The 26,720-nt window shown below is 67.0% G+C and carries 27 protein-coding genes and 1 pseudogene; 15 read left to right on the forward strand and 13 right to left on the reverse strand.

Going from position 1 to position 26,720, the window contains the following annotated elements; translation table 11 throughout:
- Positions 1-97: 97 nt before the first annotated feature.
- Genes QO058_RS21310 through QO058_RS21325 form a run of 4 tightly spaced genes read right to left on the reverse strand, consistent with a single transcriptional unit; the run spans position 98 to position 3,596 of the window.
- Positions 98-880 (reverse strand): ABC transporter ATP-binding protein, encoded by a 783-nt coding sequence (locus tag QO058_RS21310; protein ID WP_284168240.1) that lies wholly within the window; start codon positions 878-880, stop codon positions 98-100.
- 16 nt (positions 881-896) lie between these two features.
- Positions 897-1,889, reverse strand: coding sequence for an ABC transporter substrate-binding protein (locus tag QO058_RS21315; RefSeq protein WP_284168241.1), 993 nt, complete (start codon positions 1,887-1,889; stop codon positions 897-899).
- A gap of 55 nt (positions 1,890-1,944) precedes the next feature.
- Positions 1,945-2,751, reverse strand: a complete 807-nt coding sequence (locus QO058_RS21320) for an ABC transporter permease (RefSeq protein ID WP_284168242.1) — start codon at positions 2,749-2,751, stop codon at positions 1,945-1,947.
- Positions 2,748-3,596, reverse strand: coding sequence for an IclR family transcriptional regulator (locus tag QO058_RS21325; RefSeq protein ID WP_284168243.1), 849 nt, complete (start codon positions 3,594-3,596; stop codon positions 2,748-2,750). Before QO058_RS21325 ends, QO058_RS21320 begins: the two co-directional genes overlap by 4 nt.
- 120 nt (positions 3,597-3,716) lie before the next feature.
- Here QO058_RS21325 and QO058_RS21330 point away from each other — a divergent pair, with 120 nt between their 5' ends.
- The 3 genes from QO058_RS21330 (at position 3,717) to QO058_RS21340 (ending at position 6,562) form a co-directional block, all read left to right on the forward strand.
- Positions 3,717-4,415: a hypothetical protein gene (locus QO058_RS21330; protein WP_284168244.1), complete on the forward strand. Its 699-nt coding sequence runs from the start codon at positions 3,717-3,719 to the stop codon at positions 4,413-4,415.
- Complete coding sequence (locus QO058_RS21335) at positions 4,415-5,194, forward strand: SDR family NAD(P)-dependent oxidoreductase (protein ID WP_284168245.1); 780 nt, start codon at positions 4,415-4,417, stop codon at positions 5,192-5,194. The genes QO058_RS21330 and QO058_RS21335 overlap by 1 nt, the downstream gene beginning before the upstream one ends.
- Before the next feature lie 123 nt (positions 5,195-5,317).
- A complete protein-coding gene (locus QO058_RS21340) occupies positions 5,318-6,562 on the forward strand; it encodes an amidase (RefSeq protein WP_284168246.1) in 1,245 nt (414 codons plus the stop codon).
- Between the two features lie 632 nt (positions 6,563-7,194).
- Here QO058_RS21340 and QO058_RS21345 read toward each other — a convergent pair.
- Entirely contained in the window at positions 7,195-7,548 is a 354-nt protein-coding gene (locus tag QO058_RS21345; protein ID WP_284168247.1) for a hypothetical protein, read from the reverse strand.
- A gap of 135 nt (positions 7,549-7,683) precedes the next feature.
- On the opposite strand from QO058_RS21345, the gene QO058_RS21350 reads away from it, so the two are divergent.
- From QO058_RS21350 to QO058_RS21360, 3 genes are all read left to right on the forward strand, one after another.
- Positions 7,684-8,640, forward strand: a complete 957-nt coding sequence (locus QO058_RS21350; protein WP_284168248.1) for a TIM44-like domain-containing protein — start codon at positions 7,684-7,686, stop codon at positions 8,638-8,640.
- 147 nt (positions 8,641-8,787) lie between these two features.
- Positions 8,788-9,594 (forward strand): 4-hydroxy-tetrahydrodipicolinate reductase, encoded by an 807-nt coding sequence (gene dapB / locus QO058_RS21355; protein ID WP_284172978.1) that lies wholly within the window; start codon positions 8,788-8,790, stop codon positions 9,592-9,594.
- A gap of 8 nt (positions 9,595-9,602) precedes the next feature.
- A complete protein-coding gene (locus QO058_RS21360; RefSeq protein ID WP_284168249.1) occupies positions 9,603-10,226 on the forward strand; it encodes an alpha-ketoglutarate-dependent dioxygenase AlkB family protein in 624 nt (207 codons plus the stop codon).
- Here the strand turns inward: QO058_RS21360 and QO058_RS21365 are convergent.
- The 3 genes from QO058_RS21365 to QO058_RS21375 form a co-directional block, all read right to left on the reverse strand.
- A complete protein-coding gene (locus QO058_RS21365; RefSeq protein WP_284168250.1) occupies positions 10,218-10,850 on the reverse strand; it encodes a trimeric intracellular cation channel family protein in 633 nt (210 codons plus the stop codon). The two genes, QO058_RS21360 and QO058_RS21365, sit on opposite strands and share 9 nt — an antisense overlap.
- A gap of 3 nt (positions 10,851-10,853) precedes the next feature.
- Positions 10,854-11,504 carry a nucleotide exchange factor GrpE gene (grpE, locus tag QO058_RS21370; protein ID WP_432211964.1) on the reverse strand — a complete coding sequence of 217 codons (651 nt, stop codon included), beginning with the start codon at positions 11,502-11,504 and terminating at the stop codon, positions 10,854-10,856.
- Positions 11,505-11,572: 68 nt separating this feature from the next.
- On the reverse strand, positions 11,573-14,338 hold the full coding sequence (locus QO058_RS21375; protein WP_432212075.1) for a [protein-PII] uridylyltransferase: 2,766 nt from the start codon (positions 14,336-14,338) through the stop codon (positions 11,573-11,575).
- A 334-nt stretch (positions 14,339-14,672) separates the two neighbouring features.
- Here QO058_RS21375 and QO058_RS21380 point away from each other — a divergent pair, with 334 nt between their 5' ends.
- The 6 genes from QO058_RS21380 (at position 14,673) to QO058_RS21405 (ending at position 19,295) form a co-directional block, all read left to right on the forward strand.
- Positions 14,673-15,638 (forward strand): aliphatic sulfonate ABC transporter substrate-binding protein, encoded by a 966-nt coding sequence (locus QO058_RS21380; RefSeq protein WP_284172980.1) that lies wholly within the window; start codon positions 14,673-14,675, stop codon positions 15,636-15,638.
- A gap of 20 nt (positions 15,639-15,658) precedes the next feature.
- A complete protein-coding gene (locus QO058_RS21385) occupies positions 15,659-16,492 on the forward strand; it encodes an ABC transporter permease (protein WP_284168252.1) in 834 nt (277 codons plus the stop codon).
- A gap of 10 nt (positions 16,493-16,502) precedes the next feature.
- A complete protein-coding gene (locus QO058_RS21390) occupies positions 16,503-17,285 on the forward strand; it encodes an ABC transporter ATP-binding protein (protein WP_284168253.1) in 783 nt (260 codons plus the stop codon).
- Positions 17,286-17,315: 30 nt separating this feature from the next.
- The gene (locus tag QO058_RS21395) at positions 17,316-17,879 is read left to right on the forward strand and encodes a GNAT family N-acetyltransferase (protein ID WP_284168255.1); all 564 of its coding nucleotides are present in this window, start codon (positions 17,316-17,318) and stop codon (positions 17,877-17,879) included.
- Positions 17,880-18,030: 151 nt separating this feature from the next.
- Entirely contained in the window at positions 18,031-18,861 is an 831-nt protein-coding gene (locus QO058_RS21400; protein WP_284168256.1) for an ATP-binding cassette domain-containing protein, read from the forward strand.
- Positions 18,786-19,295 carry an OsmC family protein gene (locus QO058_RS21405; protein ID WP_284168257.1) on the forward strand — a complete coding sequence of 170 codons (510 nt, stop codon included), beginning with the start codon at positions 18,786-18,788 and terminating at the stop codon, positions 19,293-19,295. Before QO058_RS21400 ends, QO058_RS21405 begins: the two co-directional genes overlap by 76 nt.
- Before the next feature lie 83 nt (positions 19,296-19,378).
- Here QO058_RS21405 and QO058_RS21410 read toward each other — a convergent pair whose 3' ends face one another.
- The gene (locus QO058_RS21410; RefSeq protein ID WP_284168258.1) at positions 19,379-20,050 is read right to left on the reverse strand and encodes a hypothetical protein; all 672 of its coding nucleotides are present in this window, start codon (positions 20,048-20,050) and stop codon (positions 19,379-19,381) included.
- Positions 20,051-20,744: 694 nt separating this feature from the next.
- Positions 20,745-21,929 (reverse strand): annotated as a pseudogene (locus QO058_RS21415) (DNA recombination protein RmuC).
- Between the two features lie 115 nt (positions 21,930-22,044).
- On the opposite strand from QO058_RS21415, the gene def reads away from it, so the two are divergent.
- Genes def through truA form a run of 3 tightly spaced genes read left to right on the forward strand, consistent with a single transcriptional unit; the run spans position 22,045 to position 24,282 of the window.
- The gene (gene def / locus QO058_RS21420) at positions 22,045-22,578 is read left to right on the forward strand and encodes a peptide deformylase (protein ID WP_284168259.1); all 534 of its coding nucleotides are present in this window, start codon (positions 22,045-22,047) and stop codon (positions 22,576-22,578) included.
- A 34-nt stretch (positions 22,579-22,612) separates the two neighbouring features.
- Positions 22,613-23,542: a methionyl-tRNA formyltransferase gene (gene fmt / locus QO058_RS21425; protein ID WP_284168260.1), complete on the forward strand. Its 930-nt coding sequence runs from the start codon at positions 22,613-22,615 to the stop codon at positions 23,540-23,542.
- Positions 23,543-23,544: 2 nt separating this feature from the next.
- Positions 23,545-24,282: a tRNA pseudouridine(38-40) synthase TruA gene (truA, locus tag QO058_RS21430; RefSeq protein ID WP_284168261.1), complete on the forward strand. Its 738-nt coding sequence runs from the start codon at positions 23,545-23,547 to the stop codon at positions 24,280-24,282.
- A gap of 7 nt (positions 24,283-24,289) precedes the next feature.
- On the opposite strand, the gene QO058_RS21435 is transcribed toward truA, so the two are convergent.
- From QO058_RS21435 to QO058_RS21445, 3 genes are all read right to left on the reverse strand, one after another.
- Positions 24,290-24,877, reverse strand: a complete 588-nt coding sequence (locus QO058_RS21435) for a hypothetical protein (RefSeq protein WP_284168262.1) — start codon at positions 24,875-24,877, stop codon at positions 24,290-24,292.
- A gap of 67 nt (positions 24,878-24,944) precedes the next feature.
- Positions 24,945-26,147 (reverse strand): succinyl-diaminopimelate desuccinylase, encoded by a 1,203-nt coding sequence (gene dapE / locus QO058_RS21440; protein WP_284168263.1) that lies wholly within the window; start codon positions 26,145-26,147, stop codon positions 24,945-24,947.
- Positions 26,144-26,572 carry a DUF805 domain-containing protein gene (locus QO058_RS21445; protein WP_284168264.1) on the reverse strand — a complete coding sequence of 143 codons (429 nt, stop codon included), beginning with the start codon at positions 26,570-26,572 and terminating at the stop codon, positions 26,144-26,146. The genes dapE and QO058_RS21445 overlap by 4 nt, the downstream gene beginning before the upstream one ends.
- Positions 26,573-26,720 lie beyond the last annotated feature (148 nt).

A 26,720-nucleotide genomic window follows, 5' to 3' on the forward strand; every position in this document is an offset into this window, starting at 1 on the left:
TGACCCGAGCATCTCAGGCCGGAAGAGGCGCCGAAAAGCGCCTTCTCGTTGCGAGATTCTCGGGTCTGCGCTTCGCTTCGCCCGAGAATGACGCCCACTAGTACTTGATCACCCCGAAGCGCCGGAACGCATCATGGATGCGGTCGGCATAGGCGTTGAAGCTCGGATAATCGCCGAGATGCGCCGGGCGCGGCCGCGGCAGCTCGATCTTGATCTCGTCGACGACCCTGCCGGGCGTCGGCGACATCACCAGCACCCGGTCGGAGAGGCCGATCGCCTCTTCGATCGAATGGGTGATGAAGACGACGGTCTTGGCCGTCTCCAGCCAGAGCACTTCGAGGTCGTGCCTTATCTGTGTGCGCGTGATCGCGTCGAGCGCACCGAAGGGCTCGTCCATCATCAGCACCGACGGGTTGTGGATCAGCGCGCGGGCAATCGAGACGCGCTGGCGCATGCCGCCGGAGAGCTGCTTGGGATAGCGGTCGGCGGCATGGCTGATGCCGAGCTTGGCGAAGAGCTCGAGCGCGCGCTCCTTCGCCGGCGCCAGCGGCAGGCCGCGGATCTCGGCCTGCAGCATGACGTTCTCCAGTGCCGTCCGGAATTCCAGCAGCAGATGGTCCTGGAAGACGATGCCGATATCGGTCAGCGGCTCGGTCAACGGCTTGCCGTTGACCAGCAATTCCCCGCCGCTGGTCGGGATCAGCCCGGCCGCCATCAGCATGAACGTGCTCTTGCCGCAGCCGGAGGGGCCGATCAAACTGACGAACTCGCCGCTCCGGATATCGAGTGTCAGCCCTTCGACGGCCGTGAAGCTGCCGAAGGCCTTGACGATCCCGCGCCCCTGGATAGAGGCGGCGGGAGAGGCGGCTGCTGCAATCATGCCTTGTCCTCGTCGACTACGAGCAGGCCGGCGCCGAAGCCGGGAGCAGCTCGGTCGTGTAGTAGTCGGTGATCGGCTTGTCCTTGGGCAGGCCGAGATACTGCGTCAGCAGGTCGAAGCTCACGCTCCAGTTCTTCTCCGGCACTTTGCCGAGCGAGGGGGCGCCGGGCGCGCAGAGCAGCTTGTTGACGACGTCGAACTGCGCCAGCACCTGCGCCTTCTTCACCGAGGGGAATTGCGCGACGACGGCGTCGGCTGCCGCATCCGGGTTCTTGCGGGCGGCGTCCCAGCCCTGCAGGCTCGCCTCGATGAACTTCTTGTAGAGCTCGGCATCGGCCTTGATCTTGTCGTCGCGGGCGATGATCGACAGGCCCACCGTCGGCACGCCGACATCGCGGTAGAACAGGTCGCGGACCTTGAAGCCGCGCTCGCGGATCTGCACCGAGTGGAAATCGGCGCCGCCGAGAATGGCGTCGACCTTCTTCTCCAGCAGGGCGCCGACGAAGGCGCCGGGATCGATGTTGATGATGTCGACCTTGCTCTTGTCGATCTGGTTCGAGGCGAGGATGGCGTCGAGCAGAATGGTCTGCGCCGTGCCGGGCTGGACCGCGAGCTTCTTGCCGATCAGATCCTTGGGCGAGGCGATGCCGCTTTCTTCCAGCGAGATGATGGCAAAGCCGTTGGTCTGCAGCACCGGCGCGACGATCTTCACCGGCGCGCCCTTGGTGCGCAGCTGCATCGCGGCCGGCGCATCGGCGAAGCCGACATCGGTCTGGCCGGTGGCGACCATCTGCGCCGTGGTGCCCGAGCCCTTGCCTTCCTCGATCGTCAGGTTGATCCCCGCCTTCTCGTAGAGGCCCATCTGCTTGGCCATCATGAAACCGGCATTGGGCGCGGCCGCGAGGAAGTTCAGCGTGATCTTCATCGGCTTGCCGCCGGCCTGGGCGAGCGCGCCGCTCGTGCCGAGCGCCAGCATGGCGGCGGCGGTGAGCAATGTCCTTCTCAGCATGGTCGTTCTCCCTGTGGTTCCGGTTTGCCCGGATTGGCGGTCGTGTCTTTGGTCTTCAGCCCTTGCGTTGCCAGGGCATCAGCAGCACCTCGAGTCCGTCGACGAGGTAACTGAACAGGATGCCGACGACGCTGAGCGCCACCAGGCAAGCAAAGATCAGCGGCATGTCGAGGAAGCTCGTGCCACGCAAAAGCAGATAGCCGAGGCCGGCATTGGCGCCGACGAACTCGCCGACGATCGCCCCCGTCGCTGCGAACACGGCCGAGACCTTGAGGCCCGAGAAGATATAGGTCAGTGCCGCCGGAACCCGGACATAGCGGAAGGTCTGCCAGGCCGATGCGCCCATCGAGCGGGTCAAATAGAGCACGCGCTCGTCCAGTGCGCGAAAGCCCGTCATGCTCGCGACCAGCGTCGGGAAGAAGCAGAGCAGGAAGGTCAGCAGCACTTTCGGGAATAGGCCGAAGCCGAACCAGACGACGAAGAGCGGTGCGATCGCGATCTTCGGCACGAGCTGGAAGAAGACGATGACCGGGTAGATCGCCTTTTCGAGCAGCCTGACCGAGACGATGACGTAGCCGAGCGGGATCGAGATCACCGCTGCCATCAGGAAACCGAGCACGATCTCGTTGGCCGTCACCAGCGTGTGCTGGAAGATCAGCGCCCGGTCGATCCAGAGCCGCTCGAAGAAGGCGCTCGGCACCGGCAGGATGTATTCCGGGATGCCGGCCATCGGCACCAGAAGCTGCCAGGCGACGAGCAGCACGGCGAAGCTCGCCAGGGGCCAGGCAATGGCTGAAACCCAAGCGGCGGCATTACCCGAGGCCTGAGCCGTCGTCTCCGTGGTTGCGCTGTCGCTGCTCATGCTGATGTCTCTGTCGGCATCGTTTGCCCGGCTGCCCCTGTCGAAACGGCTGGCAGGGGCCCGATCTGTCGCCGCCTCAGCGGCCAGATCTCAGCCATGTTCCGGGCGGCAGTGGCGAGCGCCGCCGCGATCTCGCTGCGACGCGGCTCAAGCATGCGTGGCAGCGGCCCGGCGACGCTGAGCGTGCCCGCAATCGCTGCCCCCGCATCAGGGCCCGCGCGGAAGGTCGTCGCCAGAGCGACGGTACCGATCTCGCCCTCTTCGACGGCGAGCGCGAAGCCGCGGCTGCGGGTTTCGGCGAGATGCTTGCGCAAGGCGTCGACCTCGCTGAGCGCGTTCGGACCGGCGCGGCCCTCTGCGTCGAAACCGCGCGCGCAGACGATGCGCAGCGCCTCCGCCTCGGGCAGCGAGGCGAGCCATGCCTTGCCGGTCGCGGTGGCGTGCAGGACGATGCCCATTCCCATGGGCGGCTCGTAGCGCAGGCCGGCGGTCGCCCCCTGGGCGCGGGCGATCCAGGTCAGGTTCTCGCCCTCGACCACGGCGAGGCGGCAATATTCGCGGGTGGCGCGAGCGAGCTCGTCGAGGACGATCTGGCCGGCATCTGGCAGGCCGCGCAGGTCGAGATTGCGGAAGGCGAGTTGCGACAGTTTCAGCGTCAGCCCGTAGGCGCCCGACTGCGCATCCTGGGTGACGAAACCGCGTTCGGCGAGAGTCGTGAGCAGCCGGTGGGTCGCGCTGACCGGCAGGTCGAGTCGCTCGGCGAGCACCGTCAGGTCGGCGCCATCGGCCTCATCAGCCAGTGCCTCCAGCAACTTGAATGCACGCTCGACCGCCGCGATCGTCACTCGTCCCCGCCCTCGTTTTGATTAAGATTGGAAATCATTTCCAATTTGGATTTCATTTTCGTATAGAGATGGGGTGAGGCCAAGTCAACGCGCCTCGCAGCGCGAGCCGATGGAGGAACGATGAGCCTGGCAGGTGAAGGAGCGGTCGCGATCTGGCACGACATCGCGCCGGAAGGCAGGGCTGAGTTCTATGCCTGGCATGGCGAGGAGCACATGCCGGAGCGGGTCGGCATCCCTGGCTTCCTGCGCGGGCGCCGCTATGTCGCGATCGACGCCGATCTCGAATTCTTCAATCTCTACGAGGCGCAGACGGTCGAGGTGCTGAAGGGGCAGGACTATACGGCGAGGGTCAACGCGCCGACGCCCTGGACGCTCTCGGCGGTGAGGCATTTCCGGTCCGTGTCGCGCGCGATCTGCCGTGTCGCCCATACCAGTGGCCCGGCCCAGGGCGGGTTGATCGCGACCTTGCGCTACGACGTGCCCGACAACATCGCCTCCGCCCACAAGGCGGCATTGCTGCGTGGGCTGGTGCCGGATCTGCTTGCGGCACGGGGCGTCGCCGGCGTCCACCTGCTGGCGGCGGATGCGCAGGCGAGCGGCGTCGCCACCGCCGAGCAGAAGGCGCGCGGCGTCGCCAATGCCGTGCCGCGCTGGGTTCTGCTGGTCGAAGGCTGGGGCGACGAGGCCGAGTTCGTCGCGCTGGCGCGTGAGTCGCTTGCGGCCGAGGAACTGCAGGCGCTCGGCGGCGAGGGGCCGTTCTCGCTCGGCCTCTATTGTCACCAGATCACCCGGACCAAGACGTCCTGGAGTGCCGGCTGATGAGCGTGCGTCATGATCTCTCCGGCCGGCATGCGATCGTCACCGGTGGTGCCGGTGGACTCGGTCGTGGTATCGCGCAGGCCCTGATCGCGGCAGGTGCGAGTGTCGAGCTCTGGGATCAGGACGCTGACGGCCTGGGGCAGGCTGTCACCGAGCTCGGGCGCCGCGCCAGCCAGCGCCAGCTCGATATCCGTGACGTCAACGCGGTCGAGGCGGCGGCCGACGCCGCGGTGTCCACTCATGGCCGCATCGACATCCTGATCAACAATGCCGGCGTGCTCGGCGAAGTGAAACCGATCTGGGAGACGACGCCGGAGAATTTCCAGCGCGTGCTGCAGGTCAATCTGTTCGGAGCCTATCTGGTCACCCGCGCCGTCGTCGGCCGGATGCTGCACCAGGAGCCGCGGCGTTCGCCGGACGGCCACCCGCTCCGCGGCCATGTCGTCAACATCGCCTCGATCCAGGGCAAGGAGGGCATGGCGATGGCCGCCGCCTATTCCGCCTCGAAGGCGGGGCTGATCGCCCTGACCAAGAGCGTCGCCAAGGAGACGGCCAAGGAGGGCATCATCGTCACAGCGGTGACGCCGGCCGCCGCCGAGACCGCCATGGCGAAAGAGATCTCGGCCGAGCGGCGCGCCGACATCATGTCGCGCATCCCGATGGGGCGTTTCGTCGAAGTGCCGGAGCTGGCGCGCATGGTGCTCTGGCTATCCTCAGACGACTGCTCCTTCTCGACCGGCGGAATCTTCGACCTGTCGGGTGGGCGCGCGACTTACTGAGGACCGCGCCGCGCAGGGTGCATGCCCCGTCTGCAAGGGCACGCTCACGGCTTCCTTCGAGCGCCGGGCTTGTGTCAGCATGGCCGCATCGGCCGTTCGGCTGCAGGTTCCAGGGATAAAAACATGCTTTCGGTTCGCGATATCGCTCGCCGCGTCGCCAATGGCGCGATGTCGGCGCAGGCAGCCCTTGCCGACAGTGAGCGGCGAATCGAGGAGCGGGATGGCGATCTCAGAGCTTTCGCGGCTCGCCCGGAGACGCTTTCGCCGGGCGAGGGGCCGTTGGCCGGCATCGCCGTTGGCGTCAAGGACATCATCGACACCGCCGATCTGCCGACCGGCATGGGCTCGTCGATCTATGACGGCCATCAACCCAAGGCCGACGCGCCGATCGTAATGGCGCTGAAGGCGGCAGGCGCGACCGTCGCCGGAAAGACCCAGACGACGGCCTTTGCCTTCCTCGATCCGGCTCCGACCCGTAATCCGCACGATCGCTCTGCCAGCCCCGGCGGTTCCTCGGCCGGCTCGGCTGCGGCGGTTGCCGCCAGTCTCGTTCCGCTCGCCATCGGTACGCAGACGGGAGGTTCGGTGATCCGGCCTGCCGCCTATTGCGGCGTCGCTGCGATCAAGCCGTCCTACGGACTTCTGCCGACGGTCGGGGTGAAGCCTTTCTCATGGTCGCTCGATACGCTCGGCCTGATGGCGGCAAGCGCCAGCGATCTCGGCTTTGCCCTGGCGACGCTGACCGGGCGCGCCGATCTTGATGCGCCCGAGGCTACGCTGGATGGATTGAAGCTAGGCCTCTGCCGGCAGGAGTTCGCCGACAAGCCCGAGCCGGCCTGTGAGGGGGCGCTGCAGCGCATCTCCGAACTCGCCCGGCAAGGCGGCGCGCAGGTCCTGGAGCTGGCGACGCCGGCCGAACTCGCAGAGACCTTCCATGCCCACGGACCGCTGCAGAACTGGGAGGCGACGCAGGCGCTCGCCTGGGAATATGCCAATCATCGCGACGAGCTGCCGCCGAAGCTGCGCGCCTATCTCGACGAGGTTCGCGCCACCACGCCGCAGGACTACGACGCGGCGCGCGCCACGTCCCGGCGCGGGCGCCAGGCAGCCCAGCGCTGGTTCGGCGAGGCCGATCTCGTCCTGACCTATGCCGCGCCAGGTGAGGCACCGGAGACGCTCGCCTCGACCGGCGATTCCAAGTTCAACCGGCTTTGGACACTGCTCGGCACGCCCTGCCTGACCGTGCCGCTGATGCGTGGCCCGCGCGGGCTGCCGGTCTCGTTCCAACTCGTTGGACGCTTCGGTGACGATGCGAAAGTCATTGCCGTGGCGCGTGCGCTTGAGCGCCTGATCCTGATGTCGGGATGACGAAATCTCGGCGAAAGCTGGGCGCTGGTCCCGCCTGGGACAATATTGCGCTGCAACAACTCAGGCTCGATTGTGACGGCAGGGATCTATACTGCTCTTTGGAATACTAAAAATCTCTGCTGAGAAGGTCTTGTTTGGAACTATCCACAAAGCAGTTCAATGCTTTAACCGCTGATTAAGAACGTTTCTCTGGTGTGGCGCTCGCTGCGGCGTCGCAGGCACTTGCAGCGGCCGCCATTTCTGCTAGCTTCCATGTCAGGTCAATGACAAAGGAGGGTTCTCATGAACCTCGCGCTAAGTCTCGACCGGTTGGCCATGGGTGCGGCATTTGCGCTGGTTCTGGCGATCGTGATCGGAGCGTTCTGACGGGCAAGTCAGCCTCAGTCGAAAAGACCATTGAACCAATTGGGAAGCGTCGCCGGAGAGGCCCGGCGGCGCTTTTCCTTTGGCCGCTCGCTTGACAGGCAAACACGCTGTCTTTCCGGGGCGCCGCGAAGCGGCGAGCCCGGAATCCATGAACACCGGTGATGGCATTGTGGGCGCGGACGCGACTGCGCTTTTCCGGCCAACTCGTGGTCATGGATTCCAGGCTCGGGCCTGCAGCCTGCCCCGGAAAGACGGTGTGGTTCTGCTCAGCTTTCCGGGCAGGGGTTCTCGGTCACTTCCCAGGACATCATGTTGATGACGCGCCCGCAGGTGGCGAGGCGGCGGCCCATGGTGGTGCGGATGCAGGCCATACTGCCTTCCGCGATTTTCTTGCCGTCACTCCAGCAGAAGCAGTAGGGCTCCGGAGCCTGCGCCAGGCGCGGCCTGTCGAGGGCGGTCGCGCGGTTCTGCGCAAGGGCAGGGGTTTGGAACAGTAGCGCGATTGTCGCAAAGAGCGCCCAAAGGGCAGCGCCGCGGCGCCTGAACAGGGTAGCTTCCGAGGGGATCCGATCATGGCTCGCTCCCATCGTTCGCCTAAAGGCTAACGCGACGGAAACCATAGCACGGCGGCGCCGAACCCCCAATGGTGGGATAGTCGGCTGAGCAGCGCTGTTCTCCGCAGGCTCACCTTGCGAAAGTCGTACGACCCGACCATATTCCGGGTTCAGAGAGCCAATCCGGCTCCGGGAGGAACCATGTCTCTGATTTCGCTCGCCCGTCGTGGCCGTGCAATCGCCCTTATCACCGGCGCGCTTCTGCTGGTGCCGATCATCGCCGAGGCCGCTCCAGGCGGCCGCAGCTTCGGCAGCCGCGGTTCGCGCACCCAGTCGCAGGTCGCTCCGACGCCGACTGCGCCCGGCTCCTCGTTCCAGCGTAGCCCGACGCAGGCGCCCGGCCCGACGGCCGCCGCTCCGGCTGCTGGCGCTGCCGCGCAGGCGGCGCGTCCGTCCATGGCACGCAGCCTGATGATGGGTGTTGCCGGCGGTCTGCTCGGTGCCGGCCTGTTCGGTCTGCTCTCGGGCGCCGGCTTCGGCGGTCTTGCCGGCATGCTCGGCCTGCTTTTCCAGGTCGCTCTGATCGGTGGCCTGATCTGGCTGGCGCTGCGCCTGTTCCGCCGCCGCAGCGAGCCGCAGCTCGCCAGCGCCGGCGCACCGCTCGGCCGTCAGGCCTATCAGCCGACTGCTCCGGCGATGGCCGGCGGTCTCGGCGGTGGCGCTGCCGCAGCAGCGGTGGCCAAGCCGGTCGAGTTCGAGCTGGTCGGTGCCGATTACGGCAGCTTCGAGCGCCTGCTGACCGAGGTGCAGTCGTCCATCTCCGACGAGAATGTCGCCCGCTTGCGCCAGATCGCAACGCCGGAAATCTCCGGTGCGTTGGAGGAAGAGTTCGCCGAGAATGCCCGCAAGGGCCTGATCGAGCGTGCCGCCGAGGTCAAGCTGCTGCAGGGCGACCTCGCCGAATCCTGGCGCGAAGACGGCTACGACTACGCCACCGTCGCGATGCGCTTCAGCCTGCTCACCGCCATGGTCGAGCGCAATGGCGGCAAGGTCGTCGAAGGCCATGCCACGATCCCGCGCGAGGTGATCGAGCACTGGACCTTCGTTCGTTCGCGCGGCGGCGAATGGAAGGTCGCGGCGATCCAGCCGATCGATTAGGCCGGCGACCACACCCGAAATCTGCACGGCCGGGCTTTGCCCGGCCGTTTTTTCGTTTCGGCTGGCCATGAAGCGGCTTATAGGCATTGCCGGCGTCGGCAATCGGCGCCTGCCTTGGCTGTCTTGGAGCGTTTCACCATGAGCGACATGCGTCTCGTCGTCGTCGGCGCCGCCGGCCGGATGGGCCGCTCGCTGGTCAAAGCGATCCATGACACGCCCGGCTGCGTGCTCTCCGCTGCGATCGAACGGCCGGGCTCTCCGGTACTCGGCCAGGACGCCGCCGTGCTCGCTGGGCTGCCCGCCAGCGGGGTCACGGTCAGCGATGACGCACTCGCCGCCTTCGTCGAGGCCGAGGGCGTGCTCGATTTCACCACCCCCGATGCCACCGTCGCCTTCGCCGGTCTCGCCGCCCAGGCCCGTATCGTCCATGTCGCCGGCACCACCGGCATGGAGCCGCAGCATCTGGCCAAGCTCGAGGCGGCGGCGCGCCATGCCGCCATCATCCGCTCCGGCAATATGAGCCTCGGCGTCAATCTGCTGGCGGCGCTGGTGCGCAAGGTCGCGGCGACGCTCGGCACCGACTGGGACATCGAGATCGTCGAGATGCATCACCGCATGAAGGTCGACGCGCCCTCGGGCACCGCCGTCCTGCTTGGCGAGGCGGCGGCGCGGGGGCGTGCCGTCGATCTCGCCGAGTCCCGGGTCGCGGTCCGCGATGGCCAGGTCGGCGCGCGTCTGCCCGGCACGATCGGCTTTGCCGCGCTGCGCGGCGGCACCGTGGTCGGCGACCACAAGGTGATCTTCGCCGGCGCCGGCGAGCGGCTCGAGCTCGCCCATGTCGCCGAGGATCGCAGCCTGTTCGCGCAGGGCGCGGTCAAGGCGGCGCTCTGGGGCCGCGGCCGCAAGCCCGGCCTCTATTCGATGGCCGACGTGCTCGGCCTCGACAAGTTCTGAGCGCTGCGATGACGGTGCTTCCCGTCGCGCCTGGGGTGACACACTGGCCGGGCTATCTCGATCCTGCCGAGCAGGCGGCACTGGTTGCAGAGTTGCGCGAGGCGGCGCGGCGGGCACCGTTCTATATGCCGCGCATGCCGAAGACCGGAAAGCCGTTCTCCGTCAAAATGACCAATTGCGGCGCGCTGGGCTGGGTCTCCGACGAGCGCGGCTATCGCTACCAGCCGCTTCACCCCGAGACCGGCGCACCCTGGCCGCCGATCCCGGCTCGGTTGCTGCGTGCCTGGGAGGAGCTCGCGGGCTATCCGCATCCGCCTGAGGCCTGCCTCGTCAATTTCTACGAACCGACCGCGAAGATGGGCCTGCATCAGGATCGCGACGAGCAGGATTTCGATGCACCGGTGCTCTCGCTCTCGCTTGGCGACACCGCCATCTTCCGCATCGGCGGCACCAGTCGGGGCGGCAAGACGATCTCACTGAAGCTGGCCTCGGGCGATGCGCTCGCCTTCGGCGGCGAGGCGCGTCTCGCTTTTCACGGCATCGATCGCATCCTCGCGGGATCGTCGAGCCTGCTGCCACAAGCGGGCCGGATCAACTTGACCTTGCGGCGGGTGACGAAGCCGTCAGCCTGACGGAGGTGGTGTGTCGTCGCCCGGCAGCTTCGGGAACGACCAGCCGAACAGGAGCGAGCCGGCGCGCAGGCCAAAGCCCGCGGCGAGCCCGCCCAGCATGACGAGCCTCGCGTCCAGCCCCATTTGCGCGAGGCCGACTGTCGCGCCGGCCCCGGCAGCGGCTGCGGTAACGTAGAAGTCGCGGCTCCACAGCACCATCGGCCGGTCGCCGGCAAGGATATCGCGAATGATACCGCCAAAGGTCGCGGTCATCGCGCCGAAGGCGATCGCTGAGGCGATGGGAACGCCCGATGCTAGCCCCTTCTGCGCCCCGACCACGGCAAAGAGCGCGAGCCCCGCCGCGTCGGCCCAGATCAGCAGGCGCTTGGCACCCCAGCCGTCGAGCGTGCCTGGCTTGCAATAGGCGATGGTCCAAGCCGTCAGGGCGACGGCCGTGCACAGCATCACGTCGGACGGCGCCTCGATCCAAAAGACGCGCCGGTCGAGCAGGAGATCGCGCAAGCTACCGCCACCGACGCCGGTGACGGTAGCGAGCAGGATGAAGCCGAACGGGTCCATCCGCTTGCGGGCGGCGACGAGCGCCCCGGTCAGGGCGAAGACGACGACGCCCGCGGCTTCGAGCACCTGTCAGTTCGCAGGCTTGTCGCCGGCATCCGCGGCCGGGTTGCCCGAGCCGTTGGCGGCAGGCTTGGGGGCGCCGGCCGAGACGCCGACCAGCGCCGGGCGCAGCACCCGTTCGCCGATCTTGTAGCCGGTCTGCACCACCTTCGAGACGAGGCCCTTGGCGATCGCGGCATCGGGCGCCTCGAACATGGCCTGATGCAGGTTCGGGTCGAACTTCTCGCCATGCGGATCGATCTTGCGCACGCCATGGCGTTCCAACGTCTTCAGGAGCTCGCGCTCGGTCAGCTCGACGCCCTCGACCACAGCGCTCAGCGTAGTATCGGCAGAAGCGCGGGCCGCCTCCGGCACGCTTTCGAGCGCGCGGCGCAGATTGTCGGCCGAGCCGAGCAGGTCGCGGGCGAAGCTGGTCACCGCATAAGCCTTGGCGTCGGCGATCTCGCGCTCGGTACGCCGGCGCAGGTTCTCCATCTCGGCGAGGGTGCGAAGCAGCTTGTCCTTGAAGTCGTCGCGCTCGGCCTCGGCCGTGGCGAGCGGGTCGGGCGTCTGCGGCTCGACCGCCTGAGTCTCTGCCGTGTCCTGGCTCTCGGTTTCCGGCTTCGGATCGTCTTTCGCAGGGTTCTGCGTCATTCCATCATCCCAATCGTTGATCGTCATGGATCATTGCGGCGTGACCTCGAGGCACACCGGCTTCGTCGCCGATATCGGGCTTCGGCCGGGCGAAATCAAGCGCGGGCCATGGCCTTGGCCTTGGTGGCGGCCGGCTTGTCGGGCTCCTGGGTGAATACAGCGAGTAGCGCCTGGCGGATCAGCAGCTGGCGGCCAGTCGAGGTAATCTTCGCTCCCGTGAGGTCGGTGACGTAGAAGACGTCGACCGCCTTCTCGCCGAAGGTCGCGATATGGGCCGAGGCGATGTTGAGATTAAGCTTCCCGATCGCAGTGGTGAGATCGTAGAGCAGGCCGGGGCGATCGAGGCCGGAGACCTCCAGCACCGTGTGCCGCGACGACAAGACATTGTCGATGATCACCTCGGGCGCGACCTGGAAGGTTCCGCCGCGCGGCGGCGGGGCGCGCCGTTGGGCGACGAGGTCGGCGATCTTGATCTCGCCCTTCAGCGCGCGCTCGATCGCGGCCGCGATCCGCTCGGCCCGGCGCAGTTCGTCGTCGTCGCGCTCGAAGGCGCGCGAGACGAAGATCGTGTCGAGCACCAAGCCGTCCGTGGTGGTGAAGATCTGCGCGTCGACGATGTTGCCGCCGGCCGCCGCGCAGGCGCCGGTGACGATGGCGAGCAGGCGCGGATGGTCGGGCGCCAGCACGGTGAGTTCGGTCACACCGCGGAACTGGTCGGTCTCGACCCTTGTCGCGGTGGTACGGCCGGCGATCTCGGCCTCGCGCAGGAAGCGGGCGTGCTGCTCCTGCCGCTCGGGTTCGACCTTGAGCCAGTAGGCCGGATAGTGCCGGGTGAGATAGGCGGCCCGCTCATCCTCCGCCCAGTCCGCCAGATGCGCTTCCAGCGCCTCCTGCTTGCGCTCGACCCTGGCTTTGCGCTCGATGCCGGAATGGCCGCCGGCGAGCACGACCTCGGTCTCGTAATAGAGCGTGCGCAGCAGCTGGCCCTTCCAACCGTTCCAGACGCCGGGGCCGACCGCTTTGATGTCGGCGACGGTCAGCACCAGCAGTAGCTTCAGCCGCTCCAGGCTCTGCACGATCGCGGCGAAGCTCTCGATCGTCTTGGGGTCGCCGAGATCGCGGCTCTGGGCGACGGTCGACATCACCAGATGGTTCTCGATCAGCCAGACCACCGTCTCGGTCTGGGCGTCGGTGAGGCCGAGCCGCGGGCAGAGCTTGCGGGCGATACGGGCGCCGGCGACCGAATGATCCTCCGGCCGGCCCTTGGCGATGTCGTGCAGGAAGAGCGCGACATAAAGCGCGCGCCGGTTGGTGATCGTCGCGAAGATCGAGTTCGCCAGCGGGTGTTCGGCTTCGAGCGCGCCGGCATCGACCTCGGCGAGGATGCCGATCGAGCGGAGCAGGTGCTCGTCGACCGTGTAGTGATGATACATGTTGAACTGCATCATCGCGACGATGCGGCCGAAATCCGGGATGAAGCGGCCGAGCAGGCCGGACTCGTTCATCCGCCGCAGCACCGCCTCGGGCGAACGCCGCGCCGTCAGGATTTCCAGGAAGATGCGGTTGGCCTCGCGGTCTTGCCGTAATTGCGGCGTGACCAGCCGGAGCGACTGCGTCACCAGCCGGCTGGTGTCGGGGTGGATGGCGAGGTCGTCACGGCTGGCGATCTCGTAGAGCCGCAGCAGGTTGACCGGATCGCGCTTGAAGGCCTCGTCGTCGACCACGGCGAGGCGCTGGCCCCGCAATGTGAAGTCGGGATGGCCGAGCGCGCGCACGCGCCGGCGCTTGGTGAAGGTGCCGATCAGGCTGGTCAGGCTGGCGCGCGGCTTCTGCTGGCGCGCCTCCAGCGCCGCGCAGACGATCGCAGTGAGGTCGCCGACATCCTTGGCGACAAGGAAATAGGCCTTCATGAAGCGCTCGACCGGCGCCTGGCCGCTGCGGCCGGCATAGCCGATCGCCGCCGCGACCTGGCGCTGCAGGTCGAAGGAGAGCCGCTCCTCGGCCCGCCCGGTGATGAAGTGCATCCAGCAGCGCACCCGCCAGAGGAACTCCTCCGAGCGCTGGAACATCGCGAACTCGCGCGCATCGAACAGCCCGGCCTCGACCAACTCGGCGGAATCGTCGACGCGGTAGGAGTACTTGGCGATCCAGAACAGCGTGTTGAGGTCGCGCAGGCCGCCCTTGCCGTCCTTGACGTTGGGTTCGACCAGATAGCGCGACGAGCCGGCGCGGGCGACGCGGGTCTCGCGCTCGGCGAGCTTGGCTTCGGTGAAGGCGGCGGCCGTGCCCTCGGCGATCTCGGCGCCGTAGCGCCGTACGAGGTCGGCAAACAGCGCCGCATCGCCGCAGATCAGCCGCGCTTCCAGGAGCGCGGTGCGGATCGTCATGTCGGCCCGGCCCTCGCGGATGCAATCGTCGACCGAGCGCACCGAGTGCCCGACCTTCAGCTTCAGATCCCAGAGCGGGTAGAGCATGGCCTCGACCACGCTCTCGCCCCAGGCGGTCTGCTTGTCGGGGAAGAGGAAGAGCAGGTCGACATCCGAACCCGGCGCCAGCGTGCCGCGGCCATAGCCGCCGACGGCGACGACGGCGATGCGCTCGCCGGCGGACGGGTTCTCGACCGGATAGAAATGCCGCGTCGCCCCCGCATGCAGGCTGGCGACGACGCTGTCCATCACGCCGGACAGCCGCTTGGCGCAGGACAGACCGTTGCGGGTGCGCGCCAGGATTTCCCGGGCGGATTGGCGCCCTTCCTCGAGATTGTCGCGCAGGGCATCGACCAGGGCGCTGCGCAAGCTGTCGCGATCACCCTGGGCGAACTGCCGCGCCAATTTGCCGACCGCGGTGGTGGGATTCTCGATGAACTCGGCGAGGCGGGGCGCTGGCTTGTCGGGAGAGGGCGGCACTGAACGAGGCTCTTCGGGCTTTCGGCAGAAGCGGCGGCCAGCGATTCCTAGCACGAATGCGGCCACGCGCGGAGTTCTAATTCAACATGAACAGATGTGAAAATATCGATCTCACATCGACGGCCGTCTTGTTTGACAAACAGAACGTACGCACCTAAAAATCGGACACGCGCCGATTTGAGCCAGCAGCTTGCGGGCGCGAAACAAGTGCAGCTAAAGCGGGGGCGCCGGAGGCCAGAACGCCTCCACCCCTTCGCGCAGAATCTTCGAAGGGGACGCCATGCCGATCATCTCAGCTTTGACCCGCCGCGCCGCGCTCGCCGGCCTCGCCGCAGCCTCGCTCGCCTTCGGTAGCGCCATGGCGCAGGCGCCGAAGGAAATCCGCGTCGATTATGCGACCTACAATCCCGTCAGCCTGGTGCTGAAGGACCGCGGCATCCTCGAAAAGGCGCTCGAGGCCGATGGCATCAAGGTCCGCTGGGTGCTCTCGGCCGGTTCGAACAAGGCGCTCGAATTCCTCAATGCCGGCTCGCTCGATTTCGGCTCGACTGCCGGCGCGGCTGCGCTGATCGCCAAGATCAACGGCAACCCGATCAAGTCGATCTATGTCTATTCGCGCCCGGAGTGGACGGCTTTGGTCACCGGCGCCAAGACCGAGATCACCAAGGTCGCCGACCTCAAGGGCAAGCGCGTCGCCGTCACCCGTGGCACCGATCCGCACATCTTCCTGGTCCGCTCGCTCGCCGAGGCCGGGCTGACCGAGAAGGACGTCAAGCTCGTGCTGCTGCAGCACGCCGATGGGCGCCTCGCGCTCGAACGCGGCGACGTCGAGGCCTGGGCCGGGCTCGACCCGATGATGGCCGCCGCCGAGGTCGAGGCCGGCGCCAAGCTCTTCCATCGCAAGGCCGCCGACAACACCTGGGGCGTCCTCAATGTCCGCGAGGAGTTCGCCGAGAAGAACCCGGACCTCGTCCGCAAGGTGCTCAAGGCCTATGAGGAGGCGCGTGCCATTGCCCTCGCCAACCCGGCCGAGGTCAGGAAGGCTCTAGTCGAGGCGACCAAGCTTTCCGACGCGGTGATCGAGCGCCAGCTCACCCGCACCGAACTGACCCACAGCACGATCGGTCCGGCTCAAGCCGAGACGATCCTCGCGGCGGGCCTGGCCCTGCAGCAGGCCGGCGTCCTGCCGGCCAATGCCGACGTCAAGGCGACGGTCGATGCCCTGATCGACAAGCGCTTTGCCGCGACCAACTGAGCGGGCATGATCCCGTCGCAATGAGTTCGATCGAGATCGCAGACGCCATCGACGAGAAGCCGGCCGCGCCTCCTGCGCGGCCGGCTTCTCGTGCCGGCTTGCGCCTCGCCGGCTTTCTTCTGCCCGTCGTCCTCGCGATCATCTGGGAAATCCTCGTCCGGGCCGGCCTCGCTAATGGCCGATTGATGCCGCCGCCCAGCGTGGTCGGCAAGACGCTCTGGCAACTCGCCGTCAGCGGTGAGCTCTGGACCCATGCGCTGGCGACGCTCTGGCGCGTCGCTGCCGGCTTCGGCATCGGCGCGGCCGTCGGCACCGCGCTCGGCGCCCTGACCGGTGCGCTGCCGCTGGCGCGCGGCCTGCTCGACCCGACCCTGCAGGCCCTGCGTGCCATCCCCTCGATCGCCTGGGTGCCGCTCTTCATCCTCTGGTTCGGTATCTTCGAGGCCTCGAAAGTGGCGCTGATCGCGGTCGGTGTCTTCTTCCCGGTTTATCTCGGCGTCGCCGCTGCGATCCTCTCGATCGACCGCAAGATCGTCGAGGTCGGCCGTGTCTTTCGCCTGAGCCGGCTCGCCATGGTCCGGCGCGTCCTGCTGCCTGCCATCCTGCCCGACTGGTTCACGGCACTCCGAGGCGGCCTCGGGCTCGGCTTCATGTTCGTCGTCGCGGCCGAGATCATGGGCGCCAGCGAGGGCCTCGGCTATCTCCTGGTCGACGGCCAGCAGCTCGGCCGGCCCGACACCATCATCGCCGCGATCATCGCCTTCGCCGTCCTCGGCAAGCTCGCCGACGGATTGCTGCTCGCCCTCACGCGCCCTTTCCTCGCCTGGCAGGACACCGCCAGGGACAGGCTCTGAGGGGATCCCCATGTTGGTCTTCGACAGCCTCTCCAAGACCTATGCCGACGGCACCCGCGCGCTTTCCGGCATCGACATCTCCGTCGCCGCCGGCGAGATATTGGCGCTGGTCGGTGGTTCCGGCTGCGGCAAGACCACGCTGCTGCGCCTCGTCGCCGGACTCGACCGGCCGAGCGAGGGGGCCATCCTGCTTGATGGAGCGGTCATCACCGAGCCGCGCGCCGATGTCGGCGTGATCTTCCAGGAGCCGCGCCTGCTGCCCTGGCTTTCGGTCGCCGACAATGCCGGCTTCGGCCTCGCCCACTTGTCGGCTGCGGAACGCAATCGCCTCGTCACCGGTGCGCTCGCCCGGGTAGGCCTCGCCGGCTATGAAGCGCGCTGGCCGCGCGAGCTTTCCGGCGGCCAGCAGCAGCGCGTCGCCATCGCCCGGGCTCTTGTCACCCGGCCGAAGCTGCTGCTGATGGACGAGCCTTTCTCGGCGCTCGACGCCACCACGCGCGCCAGCCTGCACGGCCATCTGCTCGCCCTCTGGGAGGAGAGCCGGCCGACCGTGGTGATGGTCACCCATGATGTCGAGGAAGCCGTGACGCTGGCCGATCGCATCGTGGTGATGCAGCCGCGGCCCGGCCGCATCTTCGACGAGCTCGACAATCCGCTGACCCGCCCGCGCGACCGGCTGTCGCCGGCCTTCGAGGCGATCAAGCGCGAGGCGCTGCGCACGCTCGACCGCTCGCTCACCGACAGCGAGCCACGCCAGCACAAGACGGCCGAGAGTGCCGGGATGTGGTGGTAGGCGTCATCCTGCGGTGGCAATCTGGCGGCGATGACGGTTTTCCCTATCCCTCGCAGCGCGATCACCACGGCCCGGCTCGTCTTGCGTCTATCCACGGCCGCCGATGCGCAACGCGCCTTCGAGATCCAGTCCGACTGGGACGTCACGCGCATGCTGCGCATGGCCTCGTTTCCGCCGGACCGGGCTGAGATCGACGGTTGGTTCGCCGATCATCCGCGCGAATGGGTAGCAGGCGAGGCCTATCGTTTCGCTGTGGAGCATGAGGGCCGGATGATCGGCCTCGTCGACGTCGACGAGGTCGCCGGCGGCGAGGGCGAACTCGGCTACTGGTTCGAACGCACGGCCTGGGGGCAGGGCTTCGCGTCCGAAGCCGCCCGCGCGGCGGTTCGCTTCGCCTTCACGGAGCTCGAACTATCGGCACTCCGTTCGGCGCATGCAGCCGACAATGCGGTATCGGGGCGGATTCTGGCCGGATTGGGTTTCCGCTTGCTCGACCAGGTCGAGCGCAGCTCGCGGTCCCGCGGCGAGACCGTGCTGCAATGCCGCTACCGACTGACGCGCGACGAGTTCGCCGAGCGAGGGTCATCCGTTTGACAAAACGGACGCCTAGACCGTATGAAAGGACATACGCGCCGATTTGAGCCTCAGCTTGCGGGCGCGAAACAAATGCAGCTAAAGCGCGGGAACGAAGAGATGGCGTGATGCCGTCGACGCTCCCTCCGCCTTGTCTTGGAAGGAGCTATTGATGTCGGCCGCTCTTCACAACCTCTCGCGCTATCCTGACACCGTTCTGCCGCGCCCGGCTGCGGGTGAAGTCGTCGCGCTGCTCGGCGCCTCCGCCGAGGTTCGCTCGGCGGCGCTGCGTGGGTTTGTAGGTATCGCACCCGATGATGGGGCGGTGCCGACGGCGGAGCTCGGCCTGCTCTGCGCCCGGCCGCGCTTCTTCCCCTGGCTCAGCCTCACCGAGAACCTAGCCTTCGCCTTGCCGAAGGCAACGCCGTTCGAGCGCGAGGGCCTGATTGCCAATGTTCTGGTTCGCGTCGGCCTCGCCGTGCAGGCGACGCAGCGGCCAGACGCGCTCTCGCCCGAAGAATTGCTGCGGCTCGCCATCGCCCGTCTCCTGCTGGTCAGGCCGAGGCTGCTGCTGATCGACGAGCCCTTCGCGGCGTTCGACGCTGAGGCCCGCGAGCGGCTGGCCGCCTTCCTGCCCGAGCTCTGTACGCAGGGGCGCCCGGCCGTCGTCATCGCCACCGGCTCCGTCGAGGAGGCGGTGCGCCTGGCTGATCGCATCCTCGTCCTGCCGCAGCTGCCGGGGCCGGTCGCCTTCAGTCTCGACAACCTGCTGAGCCGCCCCCGCGACGAGCGCTCCGTCGGATTCGTCGCCCTGCGCCGTGAGTTGCGCCGGGCGCTCGAAAGGAAAGCCGGCATGTCGTGCCGGAGGTGGAGGCGGCGGCCTGAAGCGGCTACAAGGCACCCGACCGCTTCACAGGGATCGAGATCATGGACGTCACCGCGCTGCGCGCTTTGCAGGCCCCGCTCAAGGACAAGTATCGTGAGGCGCCGGACGCGGCGGTGATCACGCTCAAGGCCAAGGGCGAGCTCGACGACCAGCACATCGCCTGCAAGGTCGAGACCGGCCGGGCGATCGCGCTTGCCGGGCTGCACCCCGCGACCGGCGGCTCCGGCGCCGAGCTCTGCTCCGGTGACATGCTGCTCGAGGCGCTCGTCGCCTGCGCCGGTGTCACGCTGAAGGCGGTCGCGACTGCGCTCGAGATCGAGCTGAAGAAGGGCACGGTCCGCGCCGAGGGCGATCTCGACTTCCGCGGCACGCTCGGCGTCGCCAAGGACGCCGCAGTCGGCTTCAAGGCGATCCGCCTCTCCTTCGACGTCGAGACCGACGCGCCGCAGGAGAAGCTCGACACGCTGCTCAAGCTGACCGAGCGTTATTGCGTCGTCTTCCAGACGTTGAACGTGAAGCCGGAATTGTCGGCGGTATTGATCAGCGCGTAAACGCCGCGAGCAGCCAGTCGGAAACTTCAGCTATTGGTGGGAAGCGAAGGTTCGGGGCTCGCCGCGGTGACGATGCATGGGCGCTATCCCGCATATGCAAAATAAACCTTCCCTCTTATCGGGTCGATGATCGTGACGCTCCCACCGAGGCCGTAGGAATAAAATGAGCCTTCGGATTGGATTGCCTGGTCGGCTTCAGCGTCCCTTCCATCCTCAATGGGGATAATGAAGCCATACTTTTCAAGGTATTCCTGAATAGTCGGAGGATGGTTCGCTGTTCGCTTCACAGACATCATTTGCGGGTCGTGATCATAGGGGTGCCAGTCCTTATCGCCAGCATCCTTAACCGGCGATAGATGCCATTTTGACGTGCCGCCCGGCAGCTTGTCTCCCAGCCGGCTTCCCTGATTGCGGGCCCATTCCGCGCTTTCGCTGGTGAGACGATAGACCACAAAGCCCGTCTCGTTGTCGCCGGGCATGAATCCAACGCCCCATGATTTCTCGAGCCGATATTCCACAGCAGCTACTTCGAGAGGGACCGGAACACGGGCGAGCAGGAACTGACGCTCATAGCGTTCGGCCAGATAGTAGGGAACGCCGATGAGGAGCAGACAAGAAATGACGATCATGGATCGCCTAGCGGCTCTGCCAGGCCCAGGCTTTCGCCAAAGCCGGTAGGCAAAACGCAGCAGAAGGATCACGAGCCCGACCAGCAGCAATGCCAGCAGCGCTAACGTCATAACAATGGTCAGCAAGGGTGGCGAATCTCCGTGACATCGCGGTCTACTTCGCCCTGCGGAATTTCTGCAATGGGTTGAAACCAGCCATTCAATACAGACTCGCAGGGATCGACCGCGACTTTATCCCCGCCTTCCCAACCTCCCATATACTTGCTCGCATCCCATCCCCGAGGGGCGGCCATCCGGAGGCATGTCGTTTGGCGGGGTGGGTGCGGCGCCTGCGGGCGAGGGTTGCGCCTCGCTCCCGGGAGGCTTCGGGAACCGACCTGGGGGTACTACGGCCCCTGCGCGAGGAGCTCGCTAGACCGCGCCGGCTGATGCCGGCGCGACAGAAGCGCGGCCCGGAGCATTAAAATCGCCGATGGCGGAGCGCCACGGGGCGTGCGGGTGGTGGCTCAACCCATCCGCGCCGCTTCCTGGCTCAATGGAAGCGGATCACCAAACAGCGCCTCGCGGCGCTCCGCTGCCCCTCATATGCGAACGCCCGCGGGATGAGTCTGCGAGCGGGGATGACGCTTGGGCGCGGGAAGCGCGGGGAACCCCTCTCCTGGAAGGAGAGGGGCAGGGGAGAGGTGTTCGGGAGAGAAATCGTGAGCCTCAACCCAACCGCGCGGTCAGCGCTCGCGGAACGGGTCCAACGGCCTACACCTCACCCTACCCTCTCCTTCCAGGAGAGGGTTTGCGTCGCGGCTCCGGCGCCTCAGCCTTCCTACTCCGCCGCCTTCAGCTTCACCTCTTTGGCGAATGGCAATGCCGGCTCGTTCGGGCGGGCATCGTCGAATTCGAGCGCGCCGATCCTCTCGGCCCGGCCGGTGACCTTGCCGGCCGAGGTCTTGATCTGGGCGACGTCGTCCTGCGCCTGGCGGAAATGGTTGTCGAGCTTGTCGACGCGCTCGCCGAGACGGCGGACGTCGTCGAGCAATTTGCCGACCTCCGACTGGATCACCTGCGCCTCCTCGCGCATGCGGGCATCGCGCACCAGCGACTGCATCAGCTGGATCGCCAGCGCCAGCAGCGAGGGCGAGACGATCATCACCCGCGCACGATGCGCCTTCTGGATCACGTCGTCGAAATACTCGTGCAGGTCGGCATAGATCGATTCCGAGGGCACGAAGAGCAGGGCCATGTCCTGCGTCTCGCCCGGCAGGAAATAGCGCTCGGCGATGTCCTTGATGTGCTGGCCGACATCGCCGCGCACCCGCGCCGAGGCCTACTTCTTCGCCTCGTCGCCGCGCGCCTCGCGCAGCATGGTGAAGCTCTCCAGCGGGAACTTGGCATCAATGACGAGGCCGCGCCCGTCGCCCGGCAGGGTGACGAGGCAGTCCGGCCGCTTGCCGCTCGAGAGCGTCGGCTGGAACGAAAAGAACGCGGCGGGCAGCCCATCGCGGATGATCGCCTCCATCCGGCCCTGGCCATAGGCGCCGCGCGCCTGCTTGTTGGCGAGCACGTCCTTCAGTGTCACCACCTCGCCGGTGAGCTCGGTCAGGTTCTTCTGGGCGCTGTCGATGACGGCGAGCCGCTCCTGCAATTTGCCGAGGCTCTCATTGGTCTGGCGGACATTCTGCTCGAGCCCGGCGCCGACCTGCTGGCGCAGCCCGTCCATCCGGTCGGCCATGATGCGGGCAAGGTCGCCCTGCCGGGTCGAGAGGATCTCGGCCATGGTCTGCAGGCGGCCGTTGAGTTCGGCCTGCTGCCGGTTCATCTCGGCGACCTTGTCGTCCATCTCGCGGGCGCGCTCGGCTGCCATCGCCGCTTCCATCTCGCGCCGGCGCGAGCCGCGCCAGGACGAGAGCAGCGCCAGCAGAAGCAAGGCAAGGGTCAGCCCGGCGAAGCCGAAAGCGGCCTCGGCCCAGCTCACCGGGCGCTCCAACAGGACAAAGGCGATCTGGTTCATCCCGAAAGCCTACACGATTTGCGTAGCAATTCTAGAACGAAAGCGGAACAGTTTGACCGCTTCCCCACAAGAGCTTATGTCGCCGCAACTCCCGACAATCGTTTCAGAGCGCCCTATGGCTATCCGCCCCCTCGTCATCCTGCCCGATTCGATGCTGCGCAAGGTCTCGGCGCCGATCGGCGACATCACGCCCGAGATTCGCAAGCTGGCGGAAGACATGCTCGAGACGATGTACGACGCGCCGGGAATCGGCCTCGCCGCGATCCAGATCGGTGAGCCGGTCCGCCTCGTCACCCTCGACGTCTCCAAGAAGGCCGAGGAAGGCGAGGAGCAGCGGCGCGAGCCGATGGTCCTGATCAACCCGGAGGTGACCTGGAGTTCGAGAGAGCTCGACACCTATGAAGAGGGCTGCCTCTCGATCCCCGAATATTACGAGGAGGTCGAGCGGCCGGCACGGGTCAAGGTCAGCTATCGCGATCTCGACGGCAACGCTCAGGAGATCGAGGCCGACGGCCTGCTCGCCACCTGCCTGCAGCACGAGATCGATCATCTCAACGGCGTGCTCTTCATCGATTATCTGTCGCGGCTGAAGCGGGAGCGCGTGACAAAGCGCTTCGCCAAGGCAGCGAAACGGGACAGCGCGGCCTGAACGGCAGGTCGATAGCTATGGACAGCGTCATCGCATGAGCTTGCGCGTCATCTTCATGGGCACGCCGGATTTCGCCGTGCCTACCCTGACCGAGATCATCGGCCAGGGCCACGAGGTCGTTTCCGTCTATACCCGCGCCCCGGCGCCGGCCGGGCGCGGCATGGAGCTGCGGCCCTCGCCGGTCCAGGTCACGGCCGAGCGCTTCGGCATCCCGGTGTTCTCGCCGAAGACGCTGAAGACCGCCGAAGCCGCCGAGATCATGGCCTCGCACCAGGCCGATGTCGCCGTCGTCGTCGCCTATGGCCTGATCCTGCCGAAGGCGATCCTGGAAGTGCCGGAGCTCGGCTGCCTCAACCTGCATGCCTCGCTGCTACCGCGCTGGCGCGGCGCGGCGCCGATCCAGCGCGCGATCATGGCCGGCGATGCCGAGACCGGCGTCTGCGTGATGAAGATGGAGGAGGGGCTCGATACCGGCCCCGTCGCCATGGTCGAGACGCTGGCGATCGACGGCAACGCCACGGCCGGCGAAATGCACGACCGGCTGGCCGGTCTCGGCGCCGATCTGATGGTCCGGGCGCTCCCGGCTCTTGGCCGCGGCGGCCTGCGCTTCACGCCGCAGCCCGAAGAGGGTGTCACCTATGCCAGCAAGATCGGCAATGACGAGGCGAAGCTGAGCTGGAACCGGCCGGCGCAGCAGGTCCATGATGTCGTGCGCGGCCTTTCGCCCTTCCCGGGCGCCTTCGTCGAGGTCGATCTCGGCAAGGGACCGGAGCGGCTGAAACTCCTGCGCACCGCCCGCGCCGGCGGTGCGGCCGAGCCCGGCACGCTGCTCGATGATGAGGGCACGGTCGCCTGCGCCGTCGGGGCGGTGAAGCTGATCCAGGTCCAACGGGCGGGCAAGGGGCCAATGAGCGCCCAGGAGTTCCTGCGCGGTGCGCGGCTCTCGGCCGGCGCCAAGTTGTAGCGATGCCGCGCTACAAGCTCGTCATCGAATATGACGGCACGCCCTTCTCAGGCTGGCAGCGCCAGCTCAACGGGCCGTCGGTGCAACAGAGTGTCGAGGAGGCGATCGAGGCCTTCTGCGGCCATGCCGTGCGCCTGCATTGCGCTGGCCGCACCGATGCCGGCGTCCATGCCACCCACCAGGTCGCCCATGTCGATCTCGACAAGGACTGGCGCACCGATGTCGTGCGCGACGCCAGCAATGCCAGGCTGAAGCGCCTGCCGGTGGCGGTGCTGAGCGCCGAGGCGGTGCCGGATACGTTCGACGCCCGCATTTCGGCGACGCGCCGCTATTACATCTACCGCATCCTCGATCGGCGGGCTCAAGCAGCGCTCGATGCGAATCGCGTCTGGCATGTCCCGGTCAAGCTCGACCACGAGGCGATGGACCGTGCCGCCAAGGCGCTGACCGGCCATCACGACTTCACCACCTTCCGCGCTGCCGAATGCCAGGCGAACAGCCCGATGCGCACGCTCGACCGGTTCGATTGCCGGCGCGAGGGGGCCGAGATCGTGGCCTATGTCCATGCCCGTTCCTTCCTGCACCATCAGGTCCGCTCCATGGTCGGCTGCCTGAAGATGGTCGGCATGGGGCGCTGGCCTGAGAACAAGGTCGGCAAGGTGCTGGCAGCACGGGACCGCTCGCAATGCGCGGCGCTGGCGCCGCCCACCGGGCTCTATCTCGCTGGGGTCGACTACTGAGACCGGATCAGAATCCGGCCAGCCCGAAGGTTTTCAGCACCGCATAATCGGCGACCAGGCTGGCGCAGGCGATCGCCCCTGCGACGCGGCTTTCGGCGCCGAAGGCTGCCCTGGCGACGCAATAGCGCAGCCGCAGCACGATCGCCGCGAAGGCGAGGCTCTGGAAGCCGGCGATACCGGGATTGGACCAGCCCAGCGCGAACACCGTCGCGGGCACTGCCATCAGCGCGGCCGAGAGGATGCCGGCCCAGTTCCAGGCGATGATGAAGCCGGTGAAGCGCGGATTGTGCGCGAGGTTCGGCACGAGCCCGACCAGCAGCGCTGGCACTGTGAGGATCGCCAGAATCTCGGCGGTGACGATGGTGGCGACGAGGCCTGGAGCGTCGAAAAGCCCGCCGCTGTTCGAGAGGCCGGCGAGCGTGCGCTCGGCCGCCAGTGCCGGGATCATCGAGGGCACGACGAGCACCAGCGCGAGATAGGAGCGCCAGAAGCCGTCGCGGCTGAAATCGAGATCAGGTAGAGCTTTCGCGTCGGCCCGCAGCAGGCGCCAGGAGGCGGCGAGCGATCGCGTCACATCGTCGGCAGCAAGCCTCATGGCCCAACCCTCCGGACGTCACGATATTAGACTTTCGTCTAAACTGTGGGCGTCAGGGCTGGTTCCGTCAAGCGTGCGACGCCGCGGCAAAATAATCCGTCAGTAAACGATGCGTGATCCGCTCCAGCGTCGTGAGATCGGCCGTGGCGACCCGCTCGTCGATCTGATGCATGGTCTGGCCGACGACGCCATATTCGACCACCGAGCAGTAGTTCTTGATGAAGCGGGCGTCGGAGGTCCCGCCGGTCGTCGACAGGGCAGGACGCCTGCCGGTTTCAGCTTCGACTGCATCCGCGACCATGGCGACGAATGGCCCCGGTTGGGTCAGGAAGGCGACGGCATTGGTCGGCTCGAAGGCGATTTCGTAGCGCACGGCATTGCCCGCCGCCTCGCGCAGGCGGCGCTCGATCTCCGCGGCCAGTGTCTCCGGAGTCCAGAGGTCGTTGAAGCGGATGTTGAACACGGCCCTGGCCTGCGCCGGGATGACGTTCGTCGCGGGATTGCCGACGTCGAGCGTCGTCACCTCGAGATTGCTCGGGTCGAAATGCTCGGTGCCGGCATCGAGCGGCGTCGTCTCGAGCCCGGCCAGCAGCCTGACCATGCCGCGGATCGGGTTCTGGGCCAGATGCGGATAACCGACATGACCCTGCACGCCCTGGACGCTGAGCTTGCCGGTCAGCGAGCCGCGCCGACCGATCTTGATCATGTCGCTCATCGTCGCCGGATTGGTCGGCTCGCCGAGCAGGCAATGGTCGAAGCGTTCGCCGCGCTGATCGGCCCAGGCCAGCAGCTTGACCGTGCCGTTGACGGCCGGCCCTTCCTCGTCGCCGGTGACGAGGAAGGCGATCGAGCCCGGCGCATCCGGGTTCTCGCGGCGATAGCGAACGGCGGCAGCAACCATGGCTGCGAGCCCGCCCTTCATGTCGCAGGCGCCGCGGCCGTAGAGCACGCCGTCGACGATTTTGGCTGCGAAAGGATCACGCGTCCAGGCAGCGAGATCGCCGGGCGGGACGACATCGGTATGGCCGGCGATGACGAGGACCGGTCCCTCGCTGCCGATGCGGGCATAGAGGTTCTCGATGTCCGGCATGCCGGGCTCGGAGAAGATCGGGCGCTCGACGCTGAAGCCCTCGGCGCCTAGCACGGCGCCGAGCAGTGCGACCGCGCCGCCCTCTGCCGGGGTCACCGAAGGGCAGCGTACCAACGCCTGAGTAAGGGCGATCGGGTCGGCAGGATCGAAGTCGAGGAGGGCGGGCGCATTCGGGCTCATGATGCCCGTTTAGCAGCCCCTTCTTGCTCGGCAAGCGCCACATCGGGATCGACGCCTGGCATCAGGCCGAGATCGACCAGCGCGACCAGCCAGGCCATCGTCGAGATCGCGACCAGCGAGGGCGCCCAAGCGTAGCCCAGCAATGGCTGCAATTCCCGCGGCAGGACGATGGCGCAGATCAGCAGGATGCCGAAAAGCGCCGAGCCGCCTCGGTCGGTGGCGCGTTTGGCGGCCAGCGCAGCCCAGGGAAACAGGGCGAAGGCGTTGGCGAAGGCAATGATCTTCGCCGCGGTGAATTTGTCCGTCAGTTGCGGCGCGGCCCACTGGATCGCCAGCAGACAGAGCGCGAGCGCAATGCTGCCGAGCCAGAACTGGCGCAGGCCGATGCGGCCGTTGAGATCGGTGAAGAGGCGGATTGCGGACATGCATCAGGCTCCGATTCCGCATCTTTGCACGCGCAGGTGCTGGAATGAAGCATATGCCTAATAAAAGGTTAACGCCCGCGAACCGGTTGTATTGCCAGAGAAAATGCTTGAATGCGGCCGGGCGCGCCGCTAGCTGCGGAAGGCCAGT

This window comes from Bosea vestrisii, assembly GCF_030144325.1.
Lineage (GTDB): Bacteria > Pseudomonadota > Alphaproteobacteria > Rhizobiales > Beijerinckiaceae > Allobosea > Allobosea vestrisii_A.